The sequence below is a fragment of the Ruegeria sp. CDSC025 genome, from assembly GCF_059610805.1.
On record NZ_JBXWOJ010000007.1, the window covers coordinates 122,809 to 148,980 of the forward strand.

Consider the following 26,172-nt stretch of genomic DNA (forward strand, 5'->3'; position numbering starts at 1 on the left):
CCGTTATCAAATCAGCGCATCAGGGCCTTAAGCGCCCCACGCACACGTTCGTCTTCGGTTTCAAGAAAACTCTGCCCCAACTCATAGGCGCGCTGGATTTCGATCATCCGGGTGACCTGTTCGATCGCGTTCACGTTCGATCCCTCGAGGAATCGGTGCACAATGACCGGCTCATCCACGGGTTCAATCGCTGCATCTGACCGAAATTGCGTGCTGCCTTCGCGCACCAGGCTCGTGGGATCAGCAACGCGGTAGACGCCGATCTGTCCCAGAACCTGCCCTTCGATACTGAGCGTGCCGTCGCTGCCGACATCAATCGACGCGGCATCCGGCGGAATGAAAACAGGGGCGCCGTTGCTGTCCAGAACCCGGTACCCATCCATGGTAACCAGATCACCCTCGGCACTGGGTGAAAACGCACCCGCCCGTGTCAGCCGGTTGCCGCTGGGGGTTTCGATCATGAAAAACCCGTCGCCTTCGATGGCGAAATCAAATTGCCCGCCGGTTTCGGTCAGAACGCCTTGTTGCAACGAGGTATTGCGTGCCTCTGCCCGCGCCATGGACAAGGACGGATTGCCCGGCGAGGCTTTCACGAACTCGGAAAACACCAAGCCCTGCTGGCGGTACCCCGTGGTATTGGCGTTGGCGATATTGTTCGCCACCAGCCGCATTTCATTCATCAGCCCCGATTGGCGGGACAAGGTGGTATATGAGGTATCCATCAGCGGCCTCCGGCGATCAGTGGGATGAGGGTTGAGGTGAAGAACGACACCAGCGTCTGGGTCATGAACCCCATCGAAATCCAGAAAATGATCACGATGGCGATAAGCTTTGGCACGAAGGTCAGCGTCATTTCCTGCACCGAGGTCAGCGCCTGGAACAGACCCACAACCAGACCCGAGACCAGTGCCACCGCCAGGATCGGGACGGATGTGATCACCGCAACCCACAATGCCTGGCGGACGATGTCATAATAGAGACCTTCGCTGAGCATCGATCAGACCGGCATCCGCAGGATTTCCTGATAGGCCTCGACCACTTTGTTGCGCACGATGACGGCGGTTTCGACGGCCAGTTCGGTCTGCGCCAACGCCTGAACCAGCGCGTGCGGATCGGCCTGGCCGGTCATCGCCGCGCCGGACATCTGCTCGGACTGTTTCAATGTTGCGGCAAAGTCCTGAAAGGTTGAGCGCAACCCCTGTGCCATTCCGGCAAGGTCGGGGTCGGGCTGTGTAGCGGGCCGCGCTACGGCATAGCTCTGCGCGGCGGTCAGGGATCGGATATCCATTCTGGTGTCCTTTATTTTCTGAGAAGTTCCATAAGGCTCGACGACATTTGTCGTGTCTGGTCGAACATCTTGAGATTGGCTTCGTAGCTGCGCTGCGCTTCACGCGCGTCAGCGATTTCGATCATCAAATCTACATTGGACCCGCGATAATGGCCGGTCTCATCGGCCAACGCATGGCCGGGGTCATAGATGCGCGACAGGTCGCGACGATCAAGCTTAACGCGCCCGGTCTCGACCATTTGCGCACCATCTTTGCTGACCGCTTCAAACGGCACGGTTTTGCGCCGATATCCCGGCGTATCCGCATTCGAGATGTTTTCGGAGACGTGCCGCAAACGGGCCGCCTGCGCGCGCAGGGCGCTGGTCGAGGCGGAAAGGGAATGGGAAAAATCGCTCATCTCTCAGCCCTCCTCACCCGCGACCAAGGCTGGTACGCAGGATGCCAATCGAGGATTTATAGATCGCCAACGCGCGGTCATGTTGACGCTTGACCTCGACCGCTTTGAGCATTTCTTCCTCAAGAGAAACACCATTTCCGTTGGGATCGCCCGAGGGCGCGGCATCGAACTCGGCCCAGGGTTGGGCTGCGGCGGCGCCGTTCAGATGCCCGGCCCGCGTGGCGGCCATCGCAACCTCATGCCCGGAATTTTCGAAAGCTTTCTGAAAGGTCTCGATATCGCGGGGCTGATAACCCGGCGTATCCGCATTTGCCATGTTTCGCGCAATGACAGACTGCCGTTGCCCGGCATGGGTTGCCATTGCGTACGCTGTCTTAAAGACGTTCAGGTCAGAGAACATCGGGGCTTCTCCCTCGATCAATTTCAATCAAGGCTTAACCCCGATTCCTTTAGAAACCGTTTTCAGAAACCCGTTGGAGAACCCACGATGACCAATCTCGACCCGATGCTTCTGAAATGCGAATTCGACCGTCTGTCCGCCATGCGCCATATGGGCCGCGTGGCCAGTGTTGGGCGCGGCGTCATAGAAATAGAGGGGTTGGAGTACGTTGCCCGCATCGGCGACAACCTGACCCTGCGGCGGCGCAGCGGCCCTGATCTGGCGGGTGAAGTTCTGCATGTCGAATCGGATCTGATCCACATGTTACCCGCCGCTGCACCCGATGGGGTTTGCTTGGGTGATCGGGTGATTCTAAATCAGACACCGGCATTTTCCCCCGGACTGCACTGGCTGGGCCGGGTCGTTGATCCCTTCGGCAAACCGCTGGACGGCAAGCCGTTGCTGTCGGGCACTCAGGAAAGAGACATCCTGCAAAGCCCTCCACCTGCCGTTGCCCGCAAACCGCTGGGCGCGCGGATGGAAACCGGGCTGAGCATCATGAACACCATGTTGCCTGTGGTGCAGGGGCAGCGTATCGGCCTGTTCGCCGGGTCCGGGGTCGGCAAGTCGACCCTGTTGGCGACGCTGGCGCGGTCGATACAGGCAGACGCGGTTGTGGTCGCTCTGGTCGGCGAACGGGGTCGTGAGGTCAATGAGTTCGTGGAACATGCGCTTGGGGCCGAGGGGTTGGCACGATCTGTGGTTGTGGCGGCAACCTCGGATCAGTCTGCGCTGGCCCGCAGGCGCTGTGCATGGTCGGCACTTTCAGTCGCGGAATTCCTGCGGGATCAGGGGCTGAACGTCCTGTTTCTGGCCGATTCGGTCACCCGCTTTGCCGAGGCGCACCGCGAAATCGCCGTTGCGATGGGTGAGGCTCCCACTTTGCGCGGGTTCCCACCTTCGGTCACGCCCTTGATCGCTAGTCTTTGCGAACGAACCGGGCCGGGCACGGCTGATCAGGGTGATATCACAGCAGTTTTCAGCGTTCTGGTTGCGGGCTCGGACATGGATGAACCGATAGCGGACATTCTGCGTGGCGTTCTGGACGGGCATATCGTCCTGAGCCGCGAAATCGCCGAGCGCGGCCGTTTCCCCGCCATTGACCTTAGCCGGTCGGTTTCACGCAGCCTGCCGGGGGCTGCCTCCGAGGCGGAAAACCGGATGATCTCGGAAACCCGCAAGCTGGTTGGCAGTTACGAGCAATCCGAGGTTATGATCAAAGCCGGGCTTTATGCCGAAGGGGCAGACCCGTTATTGGATCAGGCAGTCCGGGTTCATGACGAGCTTGATGGTTTTTTCGGCAAGGCCGAGTCGGAAGGAATCAGCAACAGTTTCAACCACCTGCAACTGATTCTGCGCCGTGCCGGGGCAGCATTACCGCAGTGAGGAATTCAAGACAGTTTTAAGTGTTAAGCCCACCTTAAGACCTGCCCGGCTACCCCTGTAACTGGGTGATAAAAAGGTGGTGGAGATGGGTGCGCAATCCAATGTGGCGCCAATCATCATCAAGAAGAAACGTGTGTCAGGTGGCGATGGTCACCATGGTGGCGCGTGGAAAGTCGCATATGCCGACTTTGTCACGGCCATGATGGCGTTCTTCATGTTGATGTGGCTGCTGAATGCAACAACGGAACAGCAACGCAAAGGGCTTGCGGATTATTTTTCGCCGACCATTCCCATAAACCCGGTTTCGGGTGGCGGCGATGGGGCCTTTGGCGGCAATAACATGTTCTCCGAGGAAACTCTGGTCATGGACGGCACCGGCGCCAGCAAACGCAGCCCGACGCCCGCGCGACAAGCACGTGGATCGGTTGGCGTCAGCTCGGACGGCGGCGGAAAAGAAACGGTCGAAGACTTTTCCTCACTGGAATCAGAGCTTATGGGGCGAACCGGCGAAAGCATGGTGTCCGACAAGGTCCTCAAACATATCGTCACCCGCGTGACGGATGAGGGTCTGGTGATCGAACTCTTTGCCACCAAGGATCAACCTCTGTTCGAATCAGGGACGAACCAACCAACCAATATGCTGCGTGCTCTGACATTGTTGGTGGCCCGATCCTCTGATCTGGTGACAAATGACATGGCGGTCGGAGGGCATGTCGGTTCCTCGCCGGTGGTTCTGGCCAAAAACCCGGCCTGGGATTTGTCTACCTCGCGCGCTCAGCAAGTTCGCCAAATGCTGCAAGACAAGGGTGTTGCGCCGCTCAGGTTGGACCGCGTAACCGGCCATGCCGACCGAAAATTGTCGGATGAAAACCCGATGGCCGCACGCAACAACAGGATCGAGATCATCTTTCTGCGCGGCACCTGAGAATAAAAGGATAGACGGCATTTTACCTGTTAGCGCGCTGTTAAGGCCCAGCGCGTTAGCTATTGCATCAAGATTTGACGCAACAGAAGGGCGTGCCAATGACAATTTCCTCTTCGCTGAACGCTGGCGTGGCCGCATTGAAGGCCAACGCAAACCGGCTGGCGACGATCTCGGACAATATCGCGAATTCATCAACCTTCGGGTATAAACGGGTGGAAACTGATTTCCATTCTATGGTCACCTCCGGCCAGGGCGGCAGCTATTCCGCTGGGGGCGTTCGCACCACCAGCCAACGCCTGATCGACCAGCGCGGTTCGCTGGTGACAACCAACAACTCCACCGACCTTGCGGTGCGTGGGCGCGGCATGATGCCGGTACGACCAAGTTCTCAGATCGCGGCCGGTTCGAATGAGATGTTGCTGACCACGACAGGGTCGTTCCGCTCCAATGAAGAAGGATATCTGGTCACCGAATCAGGGCTTGTTCTGCTGGGTTGGCGTGCGAATGCGGATGGAACCATCCCTGCGGTTCCACGTGACACGCCTGCTGCGCTTGAACCCATTCAGCTCAGTGTTAATCAACTGTCGGGCGCGCCCACGACGCAGATGAATCTGCGCATGAACCTGCCCGCGACCGCTACGGATGCGGGTTCCCCTGGCGACATGCAGCCCTTGTCCGTTGAATATTTCGACAATCTGGGAAAATCCGAAAGCGTTGATATCGAACTCGTCCCTACAGTGCCGGCCACCGGCAGCAGTAACGAATGGACGATGATCATGCGCGATTCAGCCTCGGGCGGCACCATTATCGGTGAATACACCCTGACCTTCACCGATAGCCGAACTGCGGGTGGCACGCTGGCCAGCGTAACTGCGGTCACCGGCGGTGCATATGACCCAGCAACCGGCAGCGTTGTGGTGAACGTGGCCGGCGGCCCAATGGAGATCAATATAGGGGAAATCGGGGATGCCGACGGAATCACGCAACTGTCCGATACATTTGCACCAGTTTCGATCACGCGCGACGGTTCGGCGGTCGGCACCATGACCAGCGTTCAGGTTGACGAAAACGGGTATGTTTATGCGTTCTACGATACCGGTGTCAGCCGACGCATGTACCAAATCCCATTGGCGGATGTTCCGAACCCAAATGGACTGACCGCGCTGGACAGCCAGACCTATGCACCATCCCGGGAAAGCGGGACGTTCTTTCTGTGGAATGCGGGGGACGGGCCAACCGGCGACCTGGTTTCTTTTGCGCGCGAAGAATCCACTACCGATGTGGCGACCGAGCTGACCTCAATGATCCAGACACAGCGGGCTTACTCTTCCAGCGCAAAGGTTATCCAAACGGTGGATGAGATGCTTCAGGAAACAACCAATATCAAACGCTGATCAGGGTTTTGATTCAGGAAAGGGACCTGCAGAATGAATATGTCCACAGCATTGAACAACGCGTTGGGCGGCCTGACCGCCGCCAGTCGCGGTGCGGCGGTTGTGTCCGAAAATATCGCAAACGCATTGACGCCCGGCTACGCGCGCAGGTCACTGGAACTGGCAACCAACACGATTTCCGGTCACGGCGTGCGTACCGTAGGTGTCATTCGTCATCAGGATCCCGTCCTCACGTCCAACCGCCGGGCCACGGATGCCGATCTGGCCTTCCACACCACCATTTCAGACTTTCACACAAGGTTGGAATCTTTGGTAGGGTCCGCCGATGATCCCGCATCGCTTTCGGTTCGGCTGGCTGATTTTGACAGCAGCCTGCTAACAGCGGCAAGCCTGCCGGATTCCAGTGAACGACTGGACCAGGTAGCGCGCACGGCTCAGGATCTGGCACGCGGTCTGAACGCAGCCTCTGAAGGGTTGCGTCAGATGCGATCCGACGCGGACCGGTCCATCGGCAAACAGGTCGACACCCTGAATCAGACCCTCAAGGATATTGAAGAGCTGAATGCCAAGATCCCGGCCATTAAGTATTCCGGCGCCGATATTGGTGGGATACTGGATCAACGACAGGTCCTGATTGATCAGGTCAACGAACTGGTTCCTGTAAATGTGATTCAAAGGGACAATGATCAGGTCTCGCTTTATTCTGATGGCGGCTTGATATTGCTGGAAAACACTGCGGCCGAGTTCTCCTTTTCGACAACCGGCGACACCAAGCCCCATATGACCCTGGCAAACGGGTTGTTGTCCGGGCTTGAGATGAACGGAAACACTGTCCGCACCAGTGGCGATTTTGCCCAAATTCGCGGCGGTGCCTTGATGGCCCAATTCCAGATTCGGGATGAAATCGCGGTTGAGGCTCAGGTCGATCTGGATGCTGTTGCGCGCGATCTTATCGAAAGGTTCGAAACGCCGGGGCTGGATCCGACCGCGCTGGCCACGGATCCGGGCGTGTTCACCGATGACGGCAACCGGTTTGATCCGGCATCGGTGACGGGATTGGCCTCGCGCATCAGCTTGAACGCAATCGTCGACCCGGACGCCGGAGGAGAGAGCTGGAAACTTCGCGCCGGGCTGGGTGCGGCCACACCCGGCAGCGCCGGAGATGCCAGCCAACTGCGCGCCTTCAGCTCAATTCTGAACGACGAGCGCCCTGTTGCAGGCTCGGTTTTCGCGGCCGGAAACATGCGCGCCGCAGACATCTCCGAGGTGCTGTTGTCACGGATTGGGTCGGACGCACATGTGGCCGATGGGCGGCGGGTGTTTGCAAACAGCGCCAATCTGGAAATGACGGCCATTGAGGCCGAACAGGGCGTCGATACCGATCAGGAATTGCAGCGGCTAATGCAAATCGAACAAGCCTATGCGGCAAATGCCAGACTGGTTTCGGTCGTCGATGAACTTATGGATACGTTGTTGAGGCTGTGATGATGAATGTAACCTCTATGGGCGACCTCGCGCGCGGATTGACCCTGAAATCGCGGGCGACTGATATCAAAAATCAGATCGAAACCCTGTCTTATGAGATGTCTTCAGGCAAAGTGCAGGATGTCTCCGGCCATCTGGATGGGGATTATTCCTATCTTCTGGATATGGATCGAAACCTATCACGCCTGGATGCCTTTCAGGTGGCCACAGCCGAAGCTGGCCTGTTCACCGACGCTATGCAGCTTAGCCTGACAACAATCGATGACGCGGTGGGGCGCCTGACGTCGTCCTTGCTGGCATATGGGACATCCAATCAGGCGGTCACCCATAAACATGCCTCTGTTCAGGCCAGAAATGAGCTGGATACGGTCATGTCTGCTTTGAATACCCGTGCGGGTGGCCGAAGCCTGTTTTCCGGAGTGGATACGGATGTGTCGCCTCTGGCATCTGCGGATACCTTGTTGACCGCGTTAGAGGCTGATTTGACGGGGCTGACAACACTCACGGATATCACTCAAGCCGCAGAAGACTGGTTCAATGATCCTGCGGGGTTCGATGCGGTTATCTATCAGGGCTCAGATACAGCGCTGGCACCGATGAGCATTTCGGAGAATGAAAGTGTCTCTATTCCGATCACTGCGACCGATCCGACGCTCAAAGCCGCGTTGCGGGACATCGCCGTCGCCGCTCTGGTTTCGGACGATAATCTGGGACTGCCCAATGATCTGCGGACGTCCTTGTTTACCCAGTTGGGTGTCGAGCTTGCCAATACGCAGGACGGCACAGTGAACCTGCGGGCGGATGTTGGTTCGGCGGAGGCCCGGATTGAACAAGCCGCCACGCGCAACGCGGCGGCGCGTACCAGCCTCGAATACAGCCGAAACTCTCTGATCGCCGCGGACCCGTATCAAACCGCAGTGCAACTGCAGACTGTCCAATTTCAATTGGAAAGCCTGTATTCTGTCACCGTTCGCAACGCGAACCTATCGTTGGTTAATTTCCTGAGATGAGATTACTTGCCATTCTCTTGATCCTGCTTCCAAGCCTGTCTTTTGCCGGGGCTATCCGGCTGAAGGACCTTGTCGATTTCGACGGGGTGCGCAGCAATGACCTTGTTGGCTATGGCCTTGTGGTCGGATTGAATGGTACCGGCGACGGGCTCAGGAACTCTCCATTCACCGAAGAGATCATGTCCAATATTCTGGAACGGCTTGGTGTGAACGTGAATGGTGAGGATTTTCGCCCCAAAAACGTGGCCGCCGTGCTTGTGACAGCCAGCCTGCCCCCCTTTTCGCGGGTTGGTGGACAGATCGACGTCACCGTTTCGGCCATCGGCGATTCCAAAAGCTTGCTGGGCGGGACGCTTATTATGACACCGCTGAATGCGGCAGATGGTCAGATCTATGCGGTGGCACAGGGGTCAGTTCTTGCAGGTGGCGCCGTTGCCGAAGGCGATGCGGCTTCGGTCACCCAAGGGGTTCCGACATCCGGTGTGATCCCATCCGGAGCTCGGGTCGAACGTGAAATCGACTTTGAGCTTTCCGATCTGACCCAAATGCGCCTGGCCCTGCGTGAACCGGATTTCACAACCGCCGGTCGGATCGAGCTGGCAATCAATTCGGAATTCAATCGGGCCGTTGCCATCATGCGCGATTCCGGGACGGTCGAACTGAATATTGCAGCGACACAGGCGATCTCGACCGCGCATGCGCTTGGGCGCATTGAAAATATCCTAGTAGAGCCAGAAACAAAGGCGCGAGTAGTAGTCGATCAGCGTTCGGGCACGATTGTCATGGGTCAGGAAGTGCGGATCTCACGCGTGGCAGTCTCGCAGGGCAACCTGACACTGACGGTCGAAGAGGCCCCTATCGCGGTTCAGCCAAACCCGTTCGCACGAGGCGAAACCGTCGTGGTTCCGCGTACCGTAGCCGGTATCGAAGAAGAGGAAGGCACCGGTTTGGCGGAAATTCCCGAGGCCACGACCTTGTCCGAAGTCGTCGCAGGGCTAAACGCTTTGGGTGTCTCACCCCGCGACATGATCGACATCCTGAAAACGATCAAAGCGGCCGGAGCATTACACGCCGAGTTCATCGTTCGATGAAGGGCTATCCCGGCGGTAGGCGCACAGCTCCAAGACCCGCCGGGAATTCACGTCACTTTGATTTCCAACTGTCCAACCATTTGCGGAATCGGTTGCGATGCTCACCGATGGCGTCGCCGGTTGCATACAACCCATCCTCGACACTCTCGATCATCGGATCGATCCGCGCCTGGCGGAACCTGCGCCAGCGCACCCAGATTGCCCAGACAATCGCAAAGAAGACCGTCAGGAAGACGATGTTGAACCAAGGGATCAGACGCGCATCCGGACCATCGACATGTTTGATAAAGACAGCGTTTGGAAAGATCGACATGAACTCATTCCGCCAGCCATAATGCGTCACGGCAACCCAGTCCGGGTCGTTTTTGTCCGAGATCGCGTCATTGGCTTCGGTATACAAATTGGCAGTGTCGAATTTGAAATAGGGCGGCCAACCCCAGCTGGTATCTTCGTTGCGATACACAATCGGTTTGCCATTGGCACGTACGGCCTGAATGAACTGTACATCCCGGTTCGACAGACTGGCCGACTGATCATCGGGCTCGGACCAGAAGATCCGGGTCCAGTCGTTCAGGTCCTGCCGTTCTTCATAGGTGTTGACGATCCGAACCACATCCCGTTGCGGCAGAGAATACTGAAGGATTACGGCGACCGTTCCCCAGAAAATCAGAATGAATGCCCATTTCAAATAGGCCATGCTTTACCTCTCACATGTAGTTCACAATGTAGATCAGCGACCCGATCGCTACCCAAGGCACAACATAGACACCCAGGATCAATTTGCGCCGGAACGAATTGTCATAGACGTGCAGCCCCCGTGCGACAAAGGCTGCCTTGTCTCCGGTTTTGCCCTTTTCGTCCCACCAATGCTCTAGCCTGCGGCGACGCACACTGCGTGAATACAGCGACAGGGCAAAATAGGCCACGGTCTGGATGACTAGCAGGACCAGAAACAGGCGCATCGCTCCGAACATTTCAATCCTTTCCTAACGCGCCCCAGGGACCAACGCGGGCGATAACGGTCTCGTTGATCCTGTCTCGACCGCTCATATCCGGCTCATGTCCGAACAGGGCAGCGCGGGCACCCGCCTTGTCCACCTGATACTCACGCGCGAGGAAATCAGCAACATAGGCCTTCTTGGCCTCGGACCAGGATTTGTAGGTGCTATAGAACAGCTCTTTGTGGCAGATGAACATCTGGCGCGGGTCCAGTGGGGCCAATTCGGCCAGCAGCATGTTCACCAGATCACGGTTCGGCGTATCGGCGGCCCGCAGCGTATAGAAATACGCCGAATGATCCGAGGTGATCCGGGGCCACCGCCCGCCATCCGTCGCCCAACGCAATAGCTGCGCCAGTCCATGATAGGCCTCTGGCAACCGATCCGCGTGGGTGCGCGCCAGCCGACGCATATCACTGCGGTTCAGGCCAGTCAGATCGACCCCGGCATCAGCGGCCGCGTCGACGGTCAGGAAGTCCATCTTTTGCTGCAGGATCGCAGCAGCATCCACGCCGCGCGCCTTGACGATGGGTTCGACCAGGTCGTTATAGTCCAGGAACTTGGCGATCTGGTTCCGCTGCGACGGGTCAAACGTGTATTTGATGTTCAGATCGTCGGGCTTTTCGCCCATGCAGATAGCCGCCGGATGATCCAGATCCGGGAACAGATAGAGCCCGCCGAAATGCGCCGTCCAGAAATTTTGCTGCTCAAACGCCGTATGGCGCAGACGGACCGGGTTGCGGGTGACGTCACCGGTTTCCTTCGAGGTTTCGATCATTTTGGCGATCAGGACATCGTCGAACCATGCATCCTCTTCGGTCTTGAAGCGTTCGACCATACCTGCCAGTTGCTCGGCCTTGCGCAGGGTGCCGCCTGCGGTGTCGGCCTCAATCTCGATCTTGCGCAGGTTGAACAGATCGCGGGGATTGCTGAGTTTGAAGACCGAGTTCACCAGTTCTCCGGCCACCGCATCGGTGGCGGTCAGGGCAAACAGTTGCGCCTCGTTCATCTCGATAAATTCGCGCAGGATATCGCGCGAGGTCGAGAATTTGACGTTCAGCAGAGGCGCACGTTTCTGTTCGGTCGTCAGCAGGATGAACTGCCGGTTGACCCCGTTGGGGTTGAGGTAGAGCTCATCCTCCAGCTCAATCCCCACCTCAGGCGAGTAGCCCGAGATATCGACATGGAAATCCGTCAACGCCGTGGTCCTGCCCGCCAGATGCTGCAACGCGCGGTTATACCGCTCGACCAGAGCCGGGCTGGAGATGTGGACGAGGTTGCCGAACATCAGGCCTTTTTCGATGAGGCGGATCATGACGTTTGCCTTCCCGCGCAACGGTAGCGATGCTCCCGGCCCGAGGGTGGGTGCGGAACGCGCCCGCCCTGGGGAGCGGGTCGGGCGCGTCGCGGCTTCGCCGCGATATCACGCTCAACCAGAACCACGATTTTCTCTAACTCAAAACTCATGCGCGCAATCCTCTTGCGAAGGCAAAAATGATCGCGAATCCAACGGGTATTGCTATCAACCAGAACTGTAGCTGAAAATAGACCATAACATCTGCGGGATTTGCGTTGCCAGCGTCCACAGCAAAGCGGTCGACAAAAACATCCGTTAAAGCATAGCTGGCAAGAATTGTTAGAGGTGCGCAAGCCGCACCGTAGGCCAACAATGGAAGAAGCCATTCCTTTCCATTCTCTTTGGTCGCACGAGCCGTGTGATAGGCTCGTAAACCTATTAGTATAGCAACCGCAGTACTCACCAGTAGCGGTAGACCTATGGCGATCAGATAGGTCACTTCCCCTCCAGATACCGCCGCTTGGCCTCTTCCATCCGGCCCATCTCACGCACCGCGTTGTCGATGGCGACCTCGTCGCTCTTGTCGGCATAGCGGAACTCGCTGTCGGCGTAGCGATTGATCTCTTGCATCACCATTTCCACCGTGATCGGCTGGCGCAGGTCCTCGATCATGGCCTTCTTGGTGACGTAGTCGCGGAACAGGAACAGGTCGGGGTTCTCCATCCATTCGTCGGGCAGTTCGAAATCCATCGCGCGGACCTTGACCGCATCGGTGATGTTCTTGATCGCGCGGCCGGTGAACCGTTCATCCGCCTGTTGGATCGCCTTCAGGTAGGTGCCCATCTTGGCAATCGTGTCCAACTGCCCGATCTGCCCTGAAACCCGGTCATAGACCTGCAAGAGAGCCTCTTCATGCGGCCGGGAGTGGCTTTCGAAACTGGCAGCGACGGCCTTCTTGATCTCTTGCGCGGCATAGGCTTCGTGCTCGCCCAGCGGGATGTCATGGTTGCGGCCCATCAGCAGGTGCAGGATGTCGATGTAATCCTCGCGTGTTTGCGGCCCGTCCACCAGAAACCGTGCGCCCGCCCTCTGGCGCAGGGCGTCGTCCACATTCTCGGGGTAGTTCGAGAACATGCCAAAGGTACAGTTGCCGCGCACGACGGTGTTGGCGCCCGCAAAGCTTTCCATCAGCACTGCGGTGATTTCCAGTTGCCCCGCGCTGGACTGCCGGTCGCCGCGCTTGCCTGCCAGCTGGTCGATATCGTCGATGGTGCCAAAGCCGATGACCGAGGGGTCGATGATCGTGTTGATAAACGCCTTGGCGTTCTGGCCGGATTTGCCCTGATAGCTGTCGATATTGTCGGTGCTCAGGTTCTGATAGCGGAACGGATAACCCGCGTTCTGGCAATAATCGTTGATCAGCCCGGCCATCATCTGAATCAGGGTGGTCTTGCCGGTGCCCGGTTTGCCGTCGCCCATGAAAGTAAAGATGAACCCGCCGAGTTCGGCGAACGGGTTCAGACGACGATCGAAATCATAGGCCATCACCATCTTGGCCAACTTCATCGCCTGATACTTGGCGATATGGTTGCCGACCACCTCGTTCGGTTTCTTGAACGTCATGGTGAGGGTGGTGGACTTCGCCTTGGAAGCTGGTTCGAACCCCCGGATCGTCAGATCATCAGCCTCGATGTGCCATGCGGCGTTCTGGAACGGGGCCAGTTGGCCTGCAGATTGGGCACGCAGGGCGGCCTTGTCCATCAGCTGCTCGGCATAGGCGCTTGTGGCCGCGATCAAATGCGCATCATCGGGCGCGTGTTTGGCCAGGGTCTGGTCCAACTCCCACAGCGCGCCATGCAGGGCAAGCTGGCCATTGTCGGTCAGAACCTCTTCGATTTCTCCAATATCAACGGTGGTTTCACCCAGATGCGACGACATCAGATAGGCCAGTGCATTGCCGAAACTGTGCGAGGTGATCAGCGCCTCGGCCGTCAGCAGTTCCGAGAATTCTGTCTTGCGCGCGGCGGGCAGATCCCCCGCCAGGTTCGCGCGTTTGAGATCAGCCAGCGGGGTCTGTTCGGCATAGGCTTCAGACACCGCCAGAGCGATGGCGATGGCGCGACGAATGGCCTGCTGCGTGGTGGCCTGCGGGGGTGAAACCAGCGCATCGCCGTCATCTGACGCCTCGATCCGTTCCACCAGATGCACCCCGTCAGCCCGCACGGTCCGCCGTGTCACCAAACCTGGCGTGGTGGACCGAAACCGCCGACCTGTGGAGACGCCCGGCGACCTCTCAACCGCGGCCTCAACCGCTTTGGCAATCCGCGGCGCGTGCTCGAACCCGTTCAGCAAGGCGGTGGCCGCGGTGTAGTGGTTGCGAATATCGTCTTCGCGCAATTCCATCTGGTCTGACGTCAAACTCATCTCAAAATAGCCTTTACTGTCTTCAATATCTCAACACCTGCCCGGTCTTGCTGACGACGAACTTGCGCACGTCGGCAAAACCCGGCGGGTTGCGCTCGGCCAGTACCTGGAACGGGCGTTGTGGCAGAATGATCGAGCGCTCGGTTTGCGTCGCCCCCGTCTCGGCCCCCTGCCCGCCGAATGGGTCCAGCGCAAAGACCTCGCGGTCTACGGTCCCGAACCAGCCTGAGCGTTCCTGAATCACATCCTCGCTTCGCAGCGCTTCAGTGGTCCAGGCCAAGGCCCAATCCTGACCCGCAGGGGATTTCGCATCCTCCAGCACCTGCCGCAGCGGGCCGGATTGCTCGGTAAAGGCCGAGGAATACATTGGCCCCACATGAATGCGGCGCAGGTGTTTGGGATGCAGGTCGTCGAAATCCTGATCAAAGCCTTTGGCAATGGTCACCAGTTTCAACCCACCCAAGGATTGCGCCATCAGATGCGCCTGCACTTCGGGCCAGCGGCGTTGATCTTTGGGCAGGGCCGTGCGCCCCGAATCCTCCAACTCCATCAGGTAGATGACCGGCAGGTTGATCTGGCTGTCGTACACGGCCCAGTGGATCAGGAACCTGCGCCGCTCGCCCTCATTGCCAATCCAGTGACATTCGGGATCATTACGGGCCCAGAACAGCTCACCCTTCAGCAATTCCTCGTAATAGAGCCTTTGGGACAGCGCGAATTGCAGCTTGGTCGGGATCTCCCGGTCGCTGATGATGGTTCGAACCATATCGGTTTTCAGCTCATCCTCGGACGGCATATTCGCAAGATGCACCTGCGCCTGCTGCGCGTCATTGGCCATGGTCAGCAGCTCGGCCGCCACCGGAAACCCGCTGTCGCGCTTGTCCATGGCGAGGCTGCCAAAGAACCGCCCCGTATCGCGCCCGACCAGCAGGTATTTCATGGACAGCGCGCGGAATGTGTAGAGCAGCCCAGAGAGGTAGCGCGACACGGTCCGCACCTCTTGCTTGCTGATCGCGCCCTCAGCCTCCATCGTTGCGGCCACGCGCAGAAGGTGGACGGTGATCACCTCGAATTTGCGGAAATAGCGGCGCGAGGCGAGGGTGTCGGTCAGGCCGACATGGTCTTGGGTGAGGTTAGTCATTGGGCGCGCGTCTGATAGAGTTCTCTTCTGCAACTATCTACTTGAGCCACAAAATTTATTGCACCGAGCCCTACAACCACGATCAGAGGCACCCCCACTTCCAAGAACTTTGGGAACAAGTAAAGCATGCATGCGAAAGGCAGCGCCCATACCTTCGCATATTTTAGCCATAAATTTTTGGATCGAATGGATTCGCCAAAGCTGATTTCTTGGCTCATTTCTTTTTTCGAAGCGGATGTCAGCCGCGCAAATTGGTGGATCAAAAAGAACCCTGGCATCAAAGACCAAAATGCAACTAGCCCGAACATGTAAGCTTCGAAAACTAGACTGAATCCCATGGCGACAAACCAGGCCGCCAGCCAAGCTGATATACAAATGTCTCGTGTCATCTTGAGCAATGGGCTCACCCACCATACAAATTCTTGTCATGCTTCTCGACAATCGAGGCAAACCGGCGGGCAAAGCGTTCATCTGCCTTGGCCTTTTTCTCCAGCACATCGCGGGCAAAGACCATGTGGTCCTCATGCGCCTCGAGCATGTCGGCCATTTTCTGGTTGGTCGCGGTGCCGATCGAGGCCATGGCGGTTTGCGCCTCTTGGTCGGTCTGCACGCCGATCTCGTTGATGCGGTGGGCCACGTCCTGCTGCTGCGCGGTTTTCAGCGATTTGGTCAGCGCGTCATACAGCACCACGCGCTGTTGCGTGTCTGTCTGCAGCTTGTTGATCAGCACCATCTGCGTCGCCGCCTGGTTTTGCAGGGAATCGACCCAGGTCTTGCCCTTTTCGATATAACGCTCCAGCGTTTGCGACTTGGCCAGCTTGACCTGCTCTTCCTGAACCTTGGCGTTGTATTGCTTGTTCAGCTCAGCCAGTTCGGTCTCCAGCTGGGTGCGCGCGGCGGCGTCTTGTTCGACGCTGATCTTGTTCTCCAACGTGATGATTGTCGGGTCCATGCCCTGAATTTCGGCGCGCAATGCCTCCAGCTCGGCCACGGTGGCCTCACGGTCGTCCAGCGTGCCGGTCAGGTTGTTTTCAACCTTCACGCGCTGTTCTTCCAGCACCGACAGCTGCCCTTCCAGCAGCTTCACGATCACGTCGGATTTGGCGATCAGGTCCTGCAGCTTGTCGTCAATACTGGCTGTGCGCATCCGCTCCTGCCGCATCGATTCAGATTTACCCTTCGAGAAGATGCCAACAAACGTTTCCCACCCGGATTTTGAGCGCATCTCGTCAAAATCCTTAGAGAATGCGCTGGTGACGTCATCCAGACCCATGATCAGCTCGGCGATATTGGCGTTCATGACTTCGGTATGGGCGTGCACATCTTCCAAAGTGGCGTTCTCGATATCGATATCCGCCTCGGCCGTGCCAATCTTGGCCCGTGCAGCCTCAATCCGCGAGGTCAGCCCTTGGATCTGCGACTGGCTTTCGCGCACTTTCGTCTGTGTTTCTTCAATCAACGCTTCGAATTGCTGGTTCGACATCTCTGCTGTCCCCTGTTTTCTTTATTTACCCAATAAGATAGGGAATGTTATGTTCATTTACATCCCCTTGATCCCTCAAATCACCGAGACTTTTACAATTTCGTATCGAAAAAGATAGGCCACGCAGGCGAGATATCTGCACTCTGCAACGATGAATTTGATCAAATCTGGATTGATCCTGCCCGCCGAGTGGACATAGACAAATGCGACGCCACCTGTTTGGGTGCGCGCAAACCCTTTTCTGCCGGAGTCCGACCCATGCTGGATACTACGACCGACCTGAAATCCATTCTGAAAAACCCCGATCTGCTGGTGACCAAGGCCTATATTGGCGGCCAGTGGGTCGATGGTGACAATGGGACGTTTTCCGTCACCAACCCTGCACGGGGCGATGTGATCGCCGAGGTCGCCGACCTGAGCCGCGCGCAGGTTGCAGGTGCCATCGCACAGGCCGAGGCCGCGCAAAAGGAATGGGCCAAGCTGACCGGCAAGGAACGCGCCGTGATCCTGCGCCGCTGGTACGATCTGATGATGGAAAACGCCGAGGATCTGGGCAAGATTCTGACCGCCGAACAGGGCAAGCCGCTGGCCGAAGCCGTGGGTGAGATCGGCTATGGTGCCTCGTTCATCGAGTTTTTCGGCGAAGAGGCCAAGCGCGTTTATGGCGAGACTATTCCAGGTCATCAGCGCGACAAACGCATCATGGTGCTGAAGCAGCCCATCGGCGTTGCGGCCTCGATCACGCCCTGGAACTTCCCCAATGCGATGATCACCCGTAAGGCCGGGCCGGCGCTTGCCGCCGGATGCGCCTTTGTCGCCCGGCCTGCCGCCGAGACACCCTTGTCGGCGCTGGTTCTGGGCGCATTGGCCCAGCAGGCAGGCATCCCCGCCGGTGTGTTCAACGTGGTGCCCTCGTCGCGCGCCAGCGAAATCGGCAAGGAGTTCTGCGAAAACCCCGGCGTGCGCAAGCTGACCTTTACCGGCTCGACCGAGGTGGGGCGCATCCTGCTGCGGCAGGCGGCGGAACAGGTGATGAAATGCTCGATGGAACTGGGCGGCAATGCGCCGTTCATCGTGTTTGACGATGCCGATCTGGATGCCGCCGTCGAAGGCGCGATGATGTGCAAGTTCCGCAATAACGGCCAGACCTGTGTCTGCGCCAACCGCATCTATGTGCAGGCCGGTGTCTATGACGCGTTTGCTGCCAAGTTGAAGGCCGCGGTCGAGGCTCTGAACGTCGGCGACGGCCTGAACGAAGGCATCACCACCGGACCGCTGATCAATGATGACGCCGTTGCCAAGGTGCAAGAACACATCAAAGACGTAACCGACAAAGGCGGCGCGATCCTGACCGGTGGCCTGCCGCACGATCTGGGCGGCACCTTCTTTGAGCCGACCATTGTCACCGGTGTGACGCAGGACATGCTGGTGGCGCAGGATGAAACCTTTGGCCCGCTGGCACCGCTGTTCAAGTTCGAGGATGAAGACGACGTGATCGCCATGGCCAATGACACGATCTTTGGTCTGGCCTCGTATTTCTATGCCAAAGATCTCAGCCGCGTTTACAAAGTGGCCGAGGCGTTGGAATACGGGATCGTTGGTGTGAACACCGGCATCATCTCAACCGAGTTGGGCCCGTTCGGCGGCGTCAAACAATCCGGCTTGGGCCGCGAAGGCAGCCATCACGGCATGGAAGACTATCTGGAGATGAAATACATCTGCCTGTCGGTCTAATCCGCCCAAACCTTCGCTGAACAGCTGGCCGTAAAGGCAACGCCCCGCGTCTGGAGGAACGCGGGGCGCATGGTGCGGTAATCCAGAGAGGAACGATTACCGCGGCGTGGTGACTGACTGCCTCAGTTTACGGCTTTGGCGTCAACCACATCCTTTTCGATGGCCTTGCTGGACGAAATCTCGATCCGGCGGGCTTTCAGGGCTTCGGGCACCTCGCGCTTGAGATCGATATTCAGCATGCCGTTCTCATGGCTGGCACCGGTGACACGAACGTGGTCGGCAAGGGCAAAACGGCGCTCGAACGCGCGGGTGGCGATACCGCGGTGCAGATAGCTGCGATCTTTGTCTTCCGCAGTTTTCTTACCGGCGACGACCAACGAATTCTCTTTCACTTCGACCGAAAGATCGGCCTCGGCAAAACCGGCAACAGCAACCGAGATACGATAGGTGTCGACATCGGTTTTTTCGATGTTGTAGGGCGGATAGCTGGGTTGAGCCACATCATTGGTCAGAACGCGATCCATCATGTCAGCGATCTGGTCAAAACCTACAGTGGCGCGGTGCAGCGGTGCAAAGTCAAATGTACGCATATGTCGTATCCTCATGTTTGAGCGATGAACGTAATGCCCTCCGATCGGACGGGCGTTCGATTGTCTCAGGCCCCGTTTGCGGCGACCCGATACATTTGACATGGGAAACGTTCTGGCCGAGTTCAACCCCCTCCGGAGCTGATGAATTTCGCACCGGTATCCGACTTGCCTGATCCCACCTGCAATCGCTTTATTGTCGCCTTTGGTTTAGGGGCATCCCGGCGCAGAGTCGCCTTCAGATCGGCCACAATTTCCTGCAATTCCATACCGAATCCCACTTTCTGCCGACCATCCGTACCAACTGCAGAGACTACTGAAAGTATTTGCCAGCGCGGACCGTTTCGCGCCAACAGAGCCGAACCCGAGGACCCAAAGGTAATGTCGCAGTTGAATGTGATCAGGCCCTGATAGCGCTGCAGGATTTTGCAGGACCGTTCCCGCGTAATCGCATTCGATCGGCCCCGACCATACGATGCAAGACTGACCTCATCCCCCGCCACGCGTCCGTTATGCAACGCAAAGGGATCGGCCACGGAATAGGGGATCGGTTGATCCAGCCGCATCAACGCGACATCAACGCGCACGGCATCGGGCGACAGTTGAGCGAAACGTGTGTAATCCGGATGTGCCGCGATCTGCACCACCTTGCGATCTGCCAACGCAGTTCCGTCGCTTAGCCCTGCCCGAAAGGTTACCTGCCCCGGCCCATAGGGTTGACCGGTTCTTTTGTCCAAGGCGCAATGGGCCGCGGTCAGTACCAGATCCTGTGCGATCAACGTACCCGTACAAAACCCCTCGGCGCCGATATCCAGGCGGCCGATGGCCTCCCAGCCATATAGGTCATCGCGGTCGGTGAGTTTGCGTTTTGCACTTTGCGCCTGTGACATCGTTGTCATCATAGCCAGGCATAAAAACAGGCTTGCCCAAAATCGCATCATGGCCGGACGAACCTGGCGCCAATATGACGGCTTGCCGAATCGCCGGTTTCCGAGCCGCTGAACCCTCGCCCGGCGGACAGTTCACTCCGCAGCAAAGGCAACGAAACCTCGACCGCGGTACCTATGGCCACAGGCTCGCCATTGAATTCCGCCTTGGCCGCCACGACCGAGACGATCCGTGGTCTTTCGCCCTCGAACGCAAATACCGGGGCGCCGGAGGATCCAAACTCGACATCACAGGACAGGACAAGAACCTCGGAAACGCCGGTCACGACCGAGCAGACCTCCTGCAATGATGGCGCCTCGGCGCGGTCCTTCGCATAGGACACAACCCCAACTTCCTGTCCGCGAACGGGCCGATCGCCGGTATCAAATGGAATGACCGAGGTACTGCGGATTGGCTGCCATAGCTCGATCAGCGCAATATCGCTACCGATCCGGTTGGTCGGGGTTTCGTCGTCGTAAAAGTAATCGGGGTGAATCACCGCCCTGCGCGCCGCACGATAGGCTGATGCCCGACCCAGACGCCAGGCGGCAAGAAATTCGACCTTAGACAGGTCAATACGTTGGCCTGTGGCCTTATCATAAAGACAATGCGCTGCCGTCAGCACCTGGTTCTGCGCAATCAGCGTCGCGGTGCAGAATGCTTCGCCGTCAATATTCAAGCGCCCGACAGCCATCCAGGCCCGCCCGGCATCTGTGGTGTCCAGACTTTTCAGCCCGCTATCCTGCGCCAGTACGGCCATCGGCATGAGTGCCAGCGCAAAAGCCTTGATCCAGTTTTTCAAGCGGTTCTCCGGCGTTGCTTCCAGCGCATACTCATAGCTGTCGGGTACGGCGAAAATAGGGCCGGTACGTTTCCCGTTCTATCTGATGCAGCCCTGCATCAGGCAGCTAACGCAGGATCGGCACGGCCGTTCCCATCTCATGACCCTGCTGCATCGCACGCGGCAACGGCCCGCCTGTGGACCAATCCAACAGCTCGACCGTATGCAAAATAGGTATCTGCGTGGCCGAACCGATCTGCATCATGCAACCAATATTGCCTGCAGCGATAACATCAGGGTTCTTAGCCTCAAGCGTCCGAACCTTGCGTTGCTTTAACTGACCCGAGATTTCAGGCTGCATCAGGTTATAGGTCCCGGCGCTGCCACAGCACAGATGGCTGTCAGAAGGCTCTAACACGGTGAAACCCGCATTCTTCAACAGGTCTTTGGGATGGTTTTTGATCTTTTGCCCATGCTGCAAAGAACAAGCGGCATGATAGGCGACGGTCATGCCCTTGTGCTGGCCTCCGGGCAGGTCCAGTTGCACCAGCAATTCGCTGATATCCATGGCAATCGCCGAAACCCGCGCGGCATCTGCCGCCAAAGCCTCGTTTCGGAACATGTGCCCGTAATCCTTGACGGTCGTACCACAACCTGAGGTGTTGATGACGATGGCATCCAGCCCCTGGCCATCGATCTCTCTGGTCCAGGCCTGTATATTGGCCGCCGCCGCTTTATGGCTGTCAGCTACCTTGCCCATGTGATGGGTCAGCGCACCACAGCATCCCGCGCCTTTGGCCACAACGACTTCGCAGCCCAGTCGGGTCAGCAGGCGAATCGTGGCGTCGTTGATATCCGTGTTCAGCGCCTTTTGGGCGCAGCCTGTCATCAGTGCCACGCGCTTTTTCGGCGCTCCTTTAGGGGCAAAGCGTTGCGGGTCATCGTTGCGGCTGACCGGAGGGATATGTTTTGGTGCCATCTCCAGCATCGCCCGCAGCCGCGCATCCGGCATCAGAAACCGGAAGGGACGGCCCAGCTTGGCCCCGATCAGGGCCCAGCGAAACCGCATCGGATAGGGCAGAATCTGCGCCAGAACCCAACGCAGAAGGCGATCGGTCAGCGGGCGTTTGTAATTCTGCTCGATATACTCGCGCGCGTGATCGACCAGATGCATATAGTGAACGCCCGACGGACAGGTGGTCATGCAGGCCAGACAGGACAGGCAGCGGTCGATATGTTTGACGGTTTTCTCATCCGGGACACGCTCATTCTCAAGCATGTCCTTGATCAGGTAGATCCGTCCGCGCGGGCTGTCGAGCTCATCCCCCAGCACCTGATAAGTCGGGCAAGTGGCGGTACAAAAGCCGCAATGAACACAGCTGCGCAGGATCTGGTTCGAGCGTTGGATCGCCGGATCCTGCAGCTGTTTTTCGGTGAAATCTGTCTGCATTGCCCTACCCCATCAGCCCCGGGTTAAACAGCCCTCGGGGATCAAATTTCGCCCGAATGCCTTTTATTAGAGCCTGTATAGCTACACTCTCAGGCTGGAGCCGGCCCAGCCGCTCGACCGTTTCCGCATCGCCGCGCACAAGGGTTGCATGACCAGAAAAAGTGCCAAGTCGCGCCCGCAAATCGGTTCCCGCAGGAAGGCGCAGCCAGATCAGACCGCCGCCCCAGTCGTAGAACACCTGTTCAGCCTCGGCCCGCGCCGCGATCATCGGGGCGTCACCGGGCGTGACAGACAGACGCCACACGTCGCCAGCCTTGCCCCGGAACGCGTGAACATCGCGGGTCGCCGTCCACAGCGTTGCCGGTTCATCGACATTTGCGATCTGGCCGAACCCAGACAGTTCGGATGTCAGCCTCTCGGTTCTGTAAGCGACGGAGCCTGCAAATCCTTCGACCCTAACAAAGGCTTTTTCGCACTCCGGGTCATAAGCTGCGCCAGTGACCTCGAACGGAGATCTAAGCGCTGCGGACAGCGTTTTTATCGCTGCTTCTGCATTAGATACGGTCACTGACAGCGTTGCTGTGTGTTCCGGCTTGGGCAGGACTTTCAGCGACACTTCGGTCAGCACGCCCAACGTTCCCCAGGACCCACAGATCAGCTTGACCAGATCATAGCCAGTGACATTCTTCATCACCCGCCCGCCATTTTTGATCACCTGCCCGGTGCCATCGACATATCGCACCCCCAGTAAGAAATCGCGACATGCGCCTGCCTGAATGCGGCGCGGCCCCGAGATGTTGGCGGCAACCACACCGCCGATGGTCGGCTCGCCTTGGGTGCCCAACAGGCTGCGATGGTCCATCGGCTCAAAGGCCAGTTGCTGGCCCTCGGCGTCCAATGCGGCCTCAACCTCGGCTAGCGGTGTTCCGGCCTGCGCAACCAGCGTTAAGGCGCCGGGTTCATACAGTGTGATGCCTGTCATCCCGCAGGTTTCAATCACTTGGCCGGAACCCGCAATGCCACGAGTGCCGCCGCCTGTGATACGCACGGCACCTGTAAGTCCGGCAACCATCTGGGCCAGTTCAGTTTCGGACGTGGGTTTCATCATATATCTCTTTGTTAGAGCCTATTTTTCGGCTATTTGCGGGTTGCGACGCGGTTCGGAGGCGTCCAGCGGGAACACTTTAGCCGGGTTCAGCAACCATCCTGGATCGAACACATCTTTAACCGCCATCTGCGCTTCAAGATCGGCAGGGGCATATTGATGATGCATCAGATCGCGCTTTTCGATTCCCACACCGTGCTCGCCGGTCAGGCAACCGCCCTCATCCACACAAAGTTTCAGGATTTCCGCCCCGAACGCCTCACATTTTTCGAGGTCGCCGGGTTTGTTGGCATCAAACAGGATCAAAGGGTGCATGTTCCCGTCACCGGCATGGAATACATTTCCAACCGGCAGGCCGAACTCATCGCTCAGCTCACCAATCCGGCGCAATACGGCGGGCAGCGCCGATACCGGGATGGTCCCATCCAGGCACATATAGTCGTTCATCTGCCCCATGGCGCCAAAGGCCGATTTGCGGCCCAACCAGATCCGGGCGCTTTCATCCGCCGACTGGCTCTCGCGCAGCTCGACCGGATCGTGGCGTTTTGCAATCTCGACAATCTTGGCCAGCTGGCTGTCGATCTCGGCCTCCGAGCCTTCGACCTCGACAATCAACAATGCTTCGCATTCCGGATACCCGGCATGCGCAAAGTTTTCGCAGGCCTGAATGCACAGGCGATCCATGAACTCAATCGCGACAGGCAAGATACCGGACTTGATGATGTCCGAAACGCATTGGCCTGCGATTTCATTGTCATCAAACCCCATCAGGACGGGCCGTGCGCCTTCTGGCTTGCGCAGGATGCGCAAGGTCGCTTCGGTGACAACGCCCAGTTGCCCTTCGGACCCGCAGATCACCCCCAGCAGGTCAAGACCCGGCGCGTCCAGATGAGCGCCACCGATTTCGACTACGCTGCCATCCATCATTACCAGGGTCACACCCAGCAGGTTGTTCGTGGTCACCCCGTATTTCAGGCAATGCGCCCCGCCGGAATTCATCGCGATATTGCCCGCAATCGCGCAAGCCAGTTGCGACGATGGATCGGGGGCATAAAAGAAATCCTCTTCCTCGACCGCGCCGGTGACGCTCAGGTTGGTGCGCCCAGTCTGGACCTTGATGAATCGGTTGTCATAATCAACCTCCAGCACGTCGTTCATCCGGGCCACGCCCAGTATGACGCAATCAGCTGTTGGCAGCGCGCCCCCGGCCAGCGACGTACCTGCACCGCGCGGTACCACCGGTACGCCTTCGTCATGGCAAATGCGCAAGATATCCGAGACCTGCTGCGTTGTCGAAGGCAAAACCGCCAGCATCGGCGGGCATCTATAGGCGGTCAAAGCATCGCATTCATAGGCGCGTGTCTCGGCCGGGTCATAAATGATCGCGTCGTCCGGCAGAACCCCCGACAGGCGCGCCACCACCGCATCTTTGCGACGCAGGACATCAGGGCTTGGCTTTGGCATTTCCATGGCAGGCTCCTTGGTTTGGTAAAATAATATTACCAATTTGTCAGTATGGCAAGTTCCGACTTCCGGAAGTACTGTCACGGCCATGACCTGGATTGACCGCGCCGCTCTGTTTGCCCCTTTGGATTTTGCCGCCATAACGCTGATGATGGGGGCCTGGCTGTGCCTTGGGTGGATGATCGAAAACCCGTCGCCAAAGAAGCGGTCAGTGGCCTTGATGATGGATGAGTATCGCCGCGACTGGATGCGCGAGATGGTCACACGCCAGCCAAGGATGTTTGACGCGCAGGTCGTGGCCACGATGCGGCAAGGCAGTACCTTCTTTGCCTCGACCACGATGATTGCCATCGGTGGTGGCCTGGCCCTGCTGGGCAATACCGAGCGTCTGGCCGGTGTCGCCAGTGATCTGGCCATCGGCAGCTTTCCAGCCCTGGTGTGGGAGATCAAGATACTCGCCGTCGTCCTGCTGCTGGCCAATGCCTTTCTGAAATATGTCTGGGCGCATCGTCTGTTCGGCTATTGCGCGGTACTGATGGCCGCGGTCCCGAATGAGCCCGAAAATCCCATCGCCTATCCCCGCGCCACGCAATCGGCCGAGATCTGTGTCACCGCCGCCCGCAGCTTTAACCGCGGGCTGCGCTCTACCTATTTCGCACTGGCCTTGCTTGCATGGTTTCTGGGGCCACTCGCGTTGATCGTCGGCACAGTTATCACTGCAGGCCTGCTTTACCGACGCGAATTCGCCTCGCAATCCCGCGCGATCTTGATGGCGCAGGTTGGCAACACGCAGTCGTGACCCCATGCCATCGCCGTGGCGTTGACGCCCGGCTTTTGGTTCTTACTTTTTGCCAGCAGGTTTTCATGTGGGTCGAAGCGAGCTTTTGGTCAACACGCAACGATTGTCCGATCTGAGTCCTGAGCAGCCGAGTAGCATTATCCTTGCCGACAAGATTTGACAGTTAACTCAAATCTGCCAAGATGCTTCAAATTTTTTAAAGAAAGATAGTTCCATGAAAAAAGTGTTCGTAGGCATAGCAATAACTTTGTTGACTTCGATGTCACCGGCCTTGGCTCAGGATATCGCGGCAGGGTCCAGACTTACGGTAACTTCCGACTGGCACTCAAAGAACGGAGGGCCTTACAGTCCGCAGATCGTATCTTGTAAATCCAACAGTGGTTTGTGCTTGCGAGACACTAATACTTCGCCGGCAAACAATCCGATGACAAAGACCAAGAACGGTCTGCAGGTCGTCTTCAAGGAATTCGGGGTCGTTTATTTGTTCAAGCCCAGTGGAAAGGGTACTTTTCACGACATGAACGGTAAACAAACTGGCAAGTTCAAGTGGTCTCAGTAGCTTGAGA

At 57.9% G+C, this 26,172-nt stretch carries 28 protein-coding genes; 9 read left to right on the top strand and 19 right to left on the bottom strand.

What is annotated here, in order from left to right:
• Positions 1-11: 11 nt before the first annotated feature.
• Genes AC2FH8_RS12085 through AC2FH8_RS12105 form a run of 5 tightly spaced genes read right to left on the bottom strand, consistent with a single transcriptional unit; the run spans position 12 to position 2,086 of the window.
• Positions 12-722, bottom strand: a complete 711-nt coding sequence (locus AC2FH8_RS12085; RefSeq protein WP_281995579.1) for a flagellar hook-basal body complex protein — start codon at positions 720-722, stop codon at positions 12-14.
• On the bottom strand, positions 722-994 hold the full coding sequence (locus AC2FH8_RS12090) for a flagellar biosynthetic protein FliQ (RefSeq protein WP_496689861.1): 273 nt from the start codon (positions 992-994) through the stop codon (positions 722-724). The genes AC2FH8_RS12085 and AC2FH8_RS12090 overlap by 1 nt, the downstream gene beginning before the upstream one ends.
• Positions 995-997: 3 nt before the next feature.
• On the bottom strand, positions 998-1,288 hold the full coding sequence (fliE, locus tag AC2FH8_RS12095; protein WP_142638325.1) for a flagellar hook-basal body complex protein FliE: 291 nt from the start codon (positions 1,286-1,288) through the stop codon (positions 998-1,000).
• An 11-nt stretch (positions 1,289-1,299) separates the two neighbouring features.
• On the bottom strand, positions 1,300-1,686 hold the full coding sequence (gene flgC / locus AC2FH8_RS12100; RefSeq protein WP_496689862.1) for a flagellar basal body rod protein FlgC: 387 nt from the start codon (positions 1,684-1,686) through the stop codon (positions 1,300-1,302).
• A gap of 13 nt (positions 1,687-1,699) precedes the next feature.
• A complete protein-coding gene (locus AC2FH8_RS12105) occupies positions 1,700-2,086 on the bottom strand; it encodes a FlgB family protein (protein WP_496689863.1) in 387 nt (128 codons plus the stop codon).
• Positions 2,087-2,173: 87 nt separating this feature from the next.
• Between AC2FH8_RS12105 and AC2FH8_RS12110 the strand changes: the two genes are divergently transcribed.
• The 6 genes from AC2FH8_RS12110 to AC2FH8_RS12135 all read left to right on the top strand — a co-directional run bounded on the left by AC2FH8_RS12110 (position 2,174) and on the right by AC2FH8_RS12135 (position 9,416).
• Complete coding sequence (locus AC2FH8_RS12110) at positions 2,174-3,511, top strand: FliI/YscN family ATPase (protein WP_496689864.1); 1,338 nt, start codon at positions 2,174-2,176, stop codon at positions 3,509-3,511.
• 85 nt (positions 3,512-3,596) lie between these two features.
• The gene (locus AC2FH8_RS12115; protein WP_496689865.1) at positions 3,597-4,436 is read left to right on the top strand and encodes a flagellar motor protein MotB; all 840 of its coding nucleotides are present in this window, start codon (positions 3,597-3,599) and stop codon (positions 4,434-4,436) included.
• A 98-nt stretch (positions 4,437-4,534) separates the two neighbouring features.
• Positions 4,535-5,830 carry a flagellar hook protein FlgE gene (locus AC2FH8_RS12120; RefSeq protein WP_496689866.1) on the top strand — a complete coding sequence of 432 codons (1,296 nt, stop codon included), beginning with the start codon at positions 4,535-4,537 and terminating at the stop codon, positions 5,828-5,830.
• 33 nt (positions 5,831-5,863) lie between these two features.
• Positions 5,864-7,315: a flagellar hook-associated protein FlgK gene (gene flgK, locus AC2FH8_RS12125; RefSeq protein ID WP_496689867.1), complete on the top strand. Its 1,452-nt coding sequence runs from the start codon at positions 5,864-5,866 to the stop codon at positions 7,313-7,315.
• A gap of 2 nt (positions 7,316-7,317) precedes the next feature.
• On the top strand, positions 7,318-8,325 hold the full coding sequence (locus AC2FH8_RS12130) for a flagellin (protein ID WP_496689868.1): 1,008 nt from the start codon (positions 7,318-7,320) through the stop codon (positions 8,323-8,325).
• Positions 8,322-9,416 carry a flagellar basal body P-ring protein FlgI gene (locus AC2FH8_RS12135; protein ID WP_496689869.1) on the top strand — a complete coding sequence of 365 codons (1,095 nt, stop codon included), beginning with the start codon at positions 8,322-8,324 and terminating at the stop codon, positions 9,414-9,416. The genes AC2FH8_RS12130 and AC2FH8_RS12135 overlap by 4 nt, the downstream gene beginning before the upstream one ends.
• A 52-nt stretch (positions 9,417-9,468) precedes the next feature.
• Here AC2FH8_RS12135 and AC2FH8_RS12140 read toward each other — a convergent pair whose 3' ends face one another.
• The 8 genes from AC2FH8_RS12140 to AC2FH8_RS12175 form a co-directional block, all read right to left on the bottom strand.
• Positions 9,469-10,113, bottom strand: a complete 645-nt coding sequence (locus tag AC2FH8_RS12140; protein WP_496689870.1) for a DUF1523 family protein — start codon at positions 10,111-10,113, stop codon at positions 9,469-9,471.
• Positions 10,114-10,123: 10 nt separating this feature from the next.
• Entirely contained in the window at positions 10,124-10,390 is a 267-nt protein-coding gene (locus AC2FH8_RS12145) for a hypothetical protein (protein WP_271950857.1), read from the bottom strand.
• A gap of 1 nt (position 10,391) precedes the next feature.
• Positions 10,392-11,729 carry a DUF6638 family protein gene (locus AC2FH8_RS12150; protein WP_281995571.1) on the bottom strand — a complete coding sequence of 446 codons (1,338 nt, stop codon included), beginning with the start codon at positions 11,727-11,729 and terminating at the stop codon, positions 10,392-10,394.
• A gap of 148 nt (positions 11,730-11,877) precedes the next feature.
• Complete coding sequence (locus AC2FH8_RS12155) at positions 11,878-12,210, bottom strand: hypothetical protein (RefSeq protein WP_281995570.1); 333 nt, start codon at positions 12,208-12,210, stop codon at positions 11,878-11,880.
• Positions 12,207-14,135, bottom strand: a complete 1,929-nt coding sequence (locus tag AC2FH8_RS12160) for an AAA family ATPase (RefSeq protein WP_496689871.1) — start codon at positions 14,133-14,135, stop codon at positions 12,207-12,209. The genes AC2FH8_RS12155 and AC2FH8_RS12160 overlap by 4 nt, the downstream gene beginning before the upstream one ends.
• Positions 14,136-14,157: 22 nt before the next feature.
• The gene (locus tag AC2FH8_RS12165; protein WP_281995568.1) at positions 14,158-15,276 is read right to left on the bottom strand and encodes a hypothetical protein; all 1,119 of its coding nucleotides are present in this window, start codon (positions 15,274-15,276) and stop codon (positions 14,158-14,160) included.
• Positions 15,273-15,683, bottom strand: a complete 411-nt coding sequence (locus tag AC2FH8_RS12170; RefSeq protein ID WP_496689872.1) for a hypothetical protein — start codon at positions 15,681-15,683, stop codon at positions 15,273-15,275. Before AC2FH8_RS12170 ends, AC2FH8_RS12165 begins: the two co-directional genes overlap by 4 nt.
• A complete protein-coding gene (locus AC2FH8_RS12175) occupies positions 15,680-16,759 on the bottom strand; it encodes a coiled-coil domain-containing protein (protein WP_271950875.1) in 1,080 nt (359 codons plus the stop codon). Before AC2FH8_RS12175 ends, AC2FH8_RS12170 begins: the two co-directional genes overlap by 4 nt.
• Positions 16,760-17,017: 258 nt before the next feature.
• Between AC2FH8_RS12175 and AC2FH8_RS12180 the strand changes: the two genes are divergently transcribed.
• Complete coding sequence (locus AC2FH8_RS12180) at positions 17,018-18,493, top strand: NAD-dependent succinate-semialdehyde dehydrogenase (RefSeq protein ID WP_496689873.1); 1,476 nt, start codon at positions 17,018-17,020, stop codon at positions 18,491-18,493.
• Between the two features lie 122 nt (positions 18,494-18,615).
• On the opposite strand, the gene AC2FH8_RS12185 is transcribed toward AC2FH8_RS12180, so the two are convergent.
• From AC2FH8_RS12185 to AC2FH8_RS12210, 6 genes are all read right to left on the bottom strand, one after another.
• A complete protein-coding gene (locus tag AC2FH8_RS12185; protein WP_496689874.1) occupies positions 18,616-19,083 on the bottom strand; it encodes an Hsp20 family protein in 468 nt (155 codons plus the stop codon).
• A gap of 122 nt (positions 19,084-19,205) precedes the next feature.
• On the bottom strand, positions 19,206-19,979 hold the full coding sequence (locus tag AC2FH8_RS12190; protein ID WP_496689875.1) for a trypsin-like serine peptidase: 774 nt from the start codon (positions 19,977-19,979) through the stop codon (positions 19,206-19,208).
• A 38-nt stretch (positions 19,980-20,017) separates the two neighbouring features.
• Positions 20,018-20,809 carry a trypsin-like serine peptidase gene (locus AC2FH8_RS12195; protein ID WP_271950881.1) on the bottom strand — a complete coding sequence of 264 codons (792 nt, stop codon included), beginning with the start codon at positions 20,807-20,809 and terminating at the stop codon, positions 20,018-20,020.
• Between the two features lie 106 nt (positions 20,810-20,915).
• Positions 20,916-22,238, bottom strand: coding sequence for a glycolate oxidase subunit GlcF (gene glcF, locus AC2FH8_RS12200; protein ID WP_281995566.1), 1,323 nt, complete (start codon positions 22,236-22,238; stop codon positions 20,916-20,918).
• A 4-nt stretch (positions 22,239-22,242) separates the two neighbouring features.
• Positions 22,243-23,343: an FAD-binding protein gene (locus tag AC2FH8_RS12205; RefSeq protein ID WP_281995565.1), complete on the bottom strand. Its 1,101-nt coding sequence runs from the start codon at positions 23,341-23,343 to the stop codon at positions 22,243-22,245.
• A gap of 21 nt (positions 23,344-23,364) precedes the next feature.
• Positions 23,365-24,813: an FAD-linked oxidase C-terminal domain-containing protein gene (locus AC2FH8_RS12210; protein ID WP_281995564.1), complete on the bottom strand. Its 1,449-nt coding sequence runs from the start codon at positions 24,811-24,813 to the stop codon at positions 23,365-23,367.
• A gap of 82 nt (positions 24,814-24,895) precedes the next feature.
• On the opposite strand from AC2FH8_RS12210, the gene AC2FH8_RS12215 reads away from it, so the two are divergent.
• Positions 24,896-25,606 carry a DUF599 domain-containing protein gene (locus AC2FH8_RS12215; RefSeq protein WP_142638369.1) on the top strand — a complete coding sequence of 237 codons (711 nt, stop codon included), beginning with the start codon at positions 24,896-24,898 and terminating at the stop codon, positions 25,604-25,606.
• Between the two features lie 424 nt (positions 25,607-26,030).
• Positions 26,031-26,165, top strand: coding sequence for a hypothetical protein (locus AC2FH8_RS12220; RefSeq protein ID WP_271950893.1), 135 nt, complete (start codon positions 26,031-26,033; stop codon positions 26,163-26,165).
• The last annotated feature ends 7 nt before the right edge of the window (positions 26,166-26,172 follow it).

Coding starts and splice junctions, on each gene's coding strand:
- AC2FH8_RS12165 (WP_281995568.1), bottom strand. CDS start 15,276: ATGACTAACCTCACCCAAGACCATGTCGGCCTGACCGACACCCTCGCC.
- AC2FH8_RS12205 (WP_281995565.1), bottom strand. CDS start 23,343: ATGAAACCCACGTCCGAAACTGAACTGGCCCAGATGGTTGCCGGACTT.
- AC2FH8_RS12150 (WP_281995571.1), bottom strand. CDS start 11,729: ATGATCCGCCTCATCGAAAAAGGCCTGATGTTCGGCAACCTCGTCCAC.
- AC2FH8_RS12215 (WP_142638369.1), top strand. CDS start 24,896: ATGACCTGGATTGACCGCGCCGCTCTGTTTGCCCCTTTGGATTTTGCC.
- AC2FH8_RS12120 (WP_496689866.1), top strand. CDS start 4,535: ATGACAATTTCCTCTTCGCTGAACGCTGGCGTGGCCGCATTGAAGGCC.
- flgK (WP_496689867.1), top strand. CDS start 5,864: ATGAATATGTCCACAGCATTGAACAACGCGTTGGGCGGCCTGACCGCC.
- AC2FH8_RS12135 (WP_496689869.1), top strand. CDS start 8,322: ATGAGATTACTTGCCATTCTCTTGATCCTGCTTCCAAGCCTGTCTTTT.
- fliE (WP_142638325.1), bottom strand. CDS start 1,288: ATGGATATCCGATCCCTGACCGCCGCGCAGAGCTATGCCGTAGCGCGG.
- AC2FH8_RS12160 (WP_496689871.1), bottom strand. CDS start 14,135: ATGAGTTTGACGTCAGACCAGATGGAATTGCGCGAAGACGATATTCGC.
- AC2FH8_RS12090 (WP_496689861.1), bottom strand. CDS start 994: ATGCTCAGCGAAGGTCTCTATTATGACATCGTCCGCCAGGCATTGTGG.
- AC2FH8_RS12190 (WP_496689875.1), bottom strand. CDS start 19,979: ATGACAACGATGTCACAGGCGCAAAGTGCAAAACGCAAACTCACCGAC.
- AC2FH8_RS12185 (WP_496689874.1), bottom strand. CDS start 19,083: ATGCGTACATTTGACTTTGCACCGCTGCACCGCGCCACTGTAGGTTTT.
- AC2FH8_RS12210 (WP_281995564.1), bottom strand. CDS start 24,813: ATGGAAATGCCAAAGCCAAGCCCTGATGTCCTGCGTCGCAAAGATGCG.
- AC2FH8_RS12145 (WP_271950857.1), bottom strand. CDS start 10,390: ATGTTCGGAGCGATGCGCCTGTTTCTGGTCCTGCTAGTCATCCAGACC.
- AC2FH8_RS12140 (WP_496689870.1), bottom strand. CDS start 10,113: ATGGCCTATTTGAAATGGGCATTCATTCTGATTTTCTGGGGAACGGTC.
- AC2FH8_RS12115 (WP_496689865.1), top strand. CDS start 3,597: ATGGGTGCGCAATCCAATGTGGCGCCAATCATCATCAAGAAGAAACGT.
- AC2FH8_RS12175 (WP_271950875.1), bottom strand. CDS start 16,759: ATGTCGAACCAGCAATTCGAAGCGTTGATTGAAGAAACACAGACGAAA.
- AC2FH8_RS12110 (WP_496689864.1), top strand. CDS start 2,174: ATGACCAATCTCGACCCGATGCTTCTGAAATGCGAATTCGACCGTCTG.
- AC2FH8_RS12085 (WP_281995579.1), bottom strand. CDS start 722: ATGGATACCTCATATACCACCTTGTCCCGCCAATCGGGGCTGATGAAT.
- AC2FH8_RS12105 (WP_496689863.1), bottom strand. CDS start 2,086: ATGTTCTCTGACCTGAACGTCTTTAAGACAGCGTACGCAATGGCAACC.
- flgC (WP_496689862.1), bottom strand. CDS start 1,686: ATGAGCGATTTTTCCCATTCCCTTTCCGCCTCGACCAGCGCCCTGCGC.
- glcF (WP_281995566.1), bottom strand. CDS start 22,238: ATGCAGACAGATTTCACCGAAAAACAGCTGCAGGATCCGGCGATCCAA.
- AC2FH8_RS12180 (WP_496689873.1), top strand. CDS start 17,018: ATGCTGGATACTACGACCGACCTGAAATCCATTCTGAAAAACCCCGAT.
- AC2FH8_RS12220 (WP_271950893.1), top strand. CDS start 26,031: ATGACAAAGACCAAGAACGGTCTGCAGGTCGTCTTCAAGGAATTCGGG.
- AC2FH8_RS12130 (WP_496689868.1), top strand. CDS start 7,318: ATGAATGTAACCTCTATGGGCGACCTCGCGCGCGGATTGACCCTGAAA.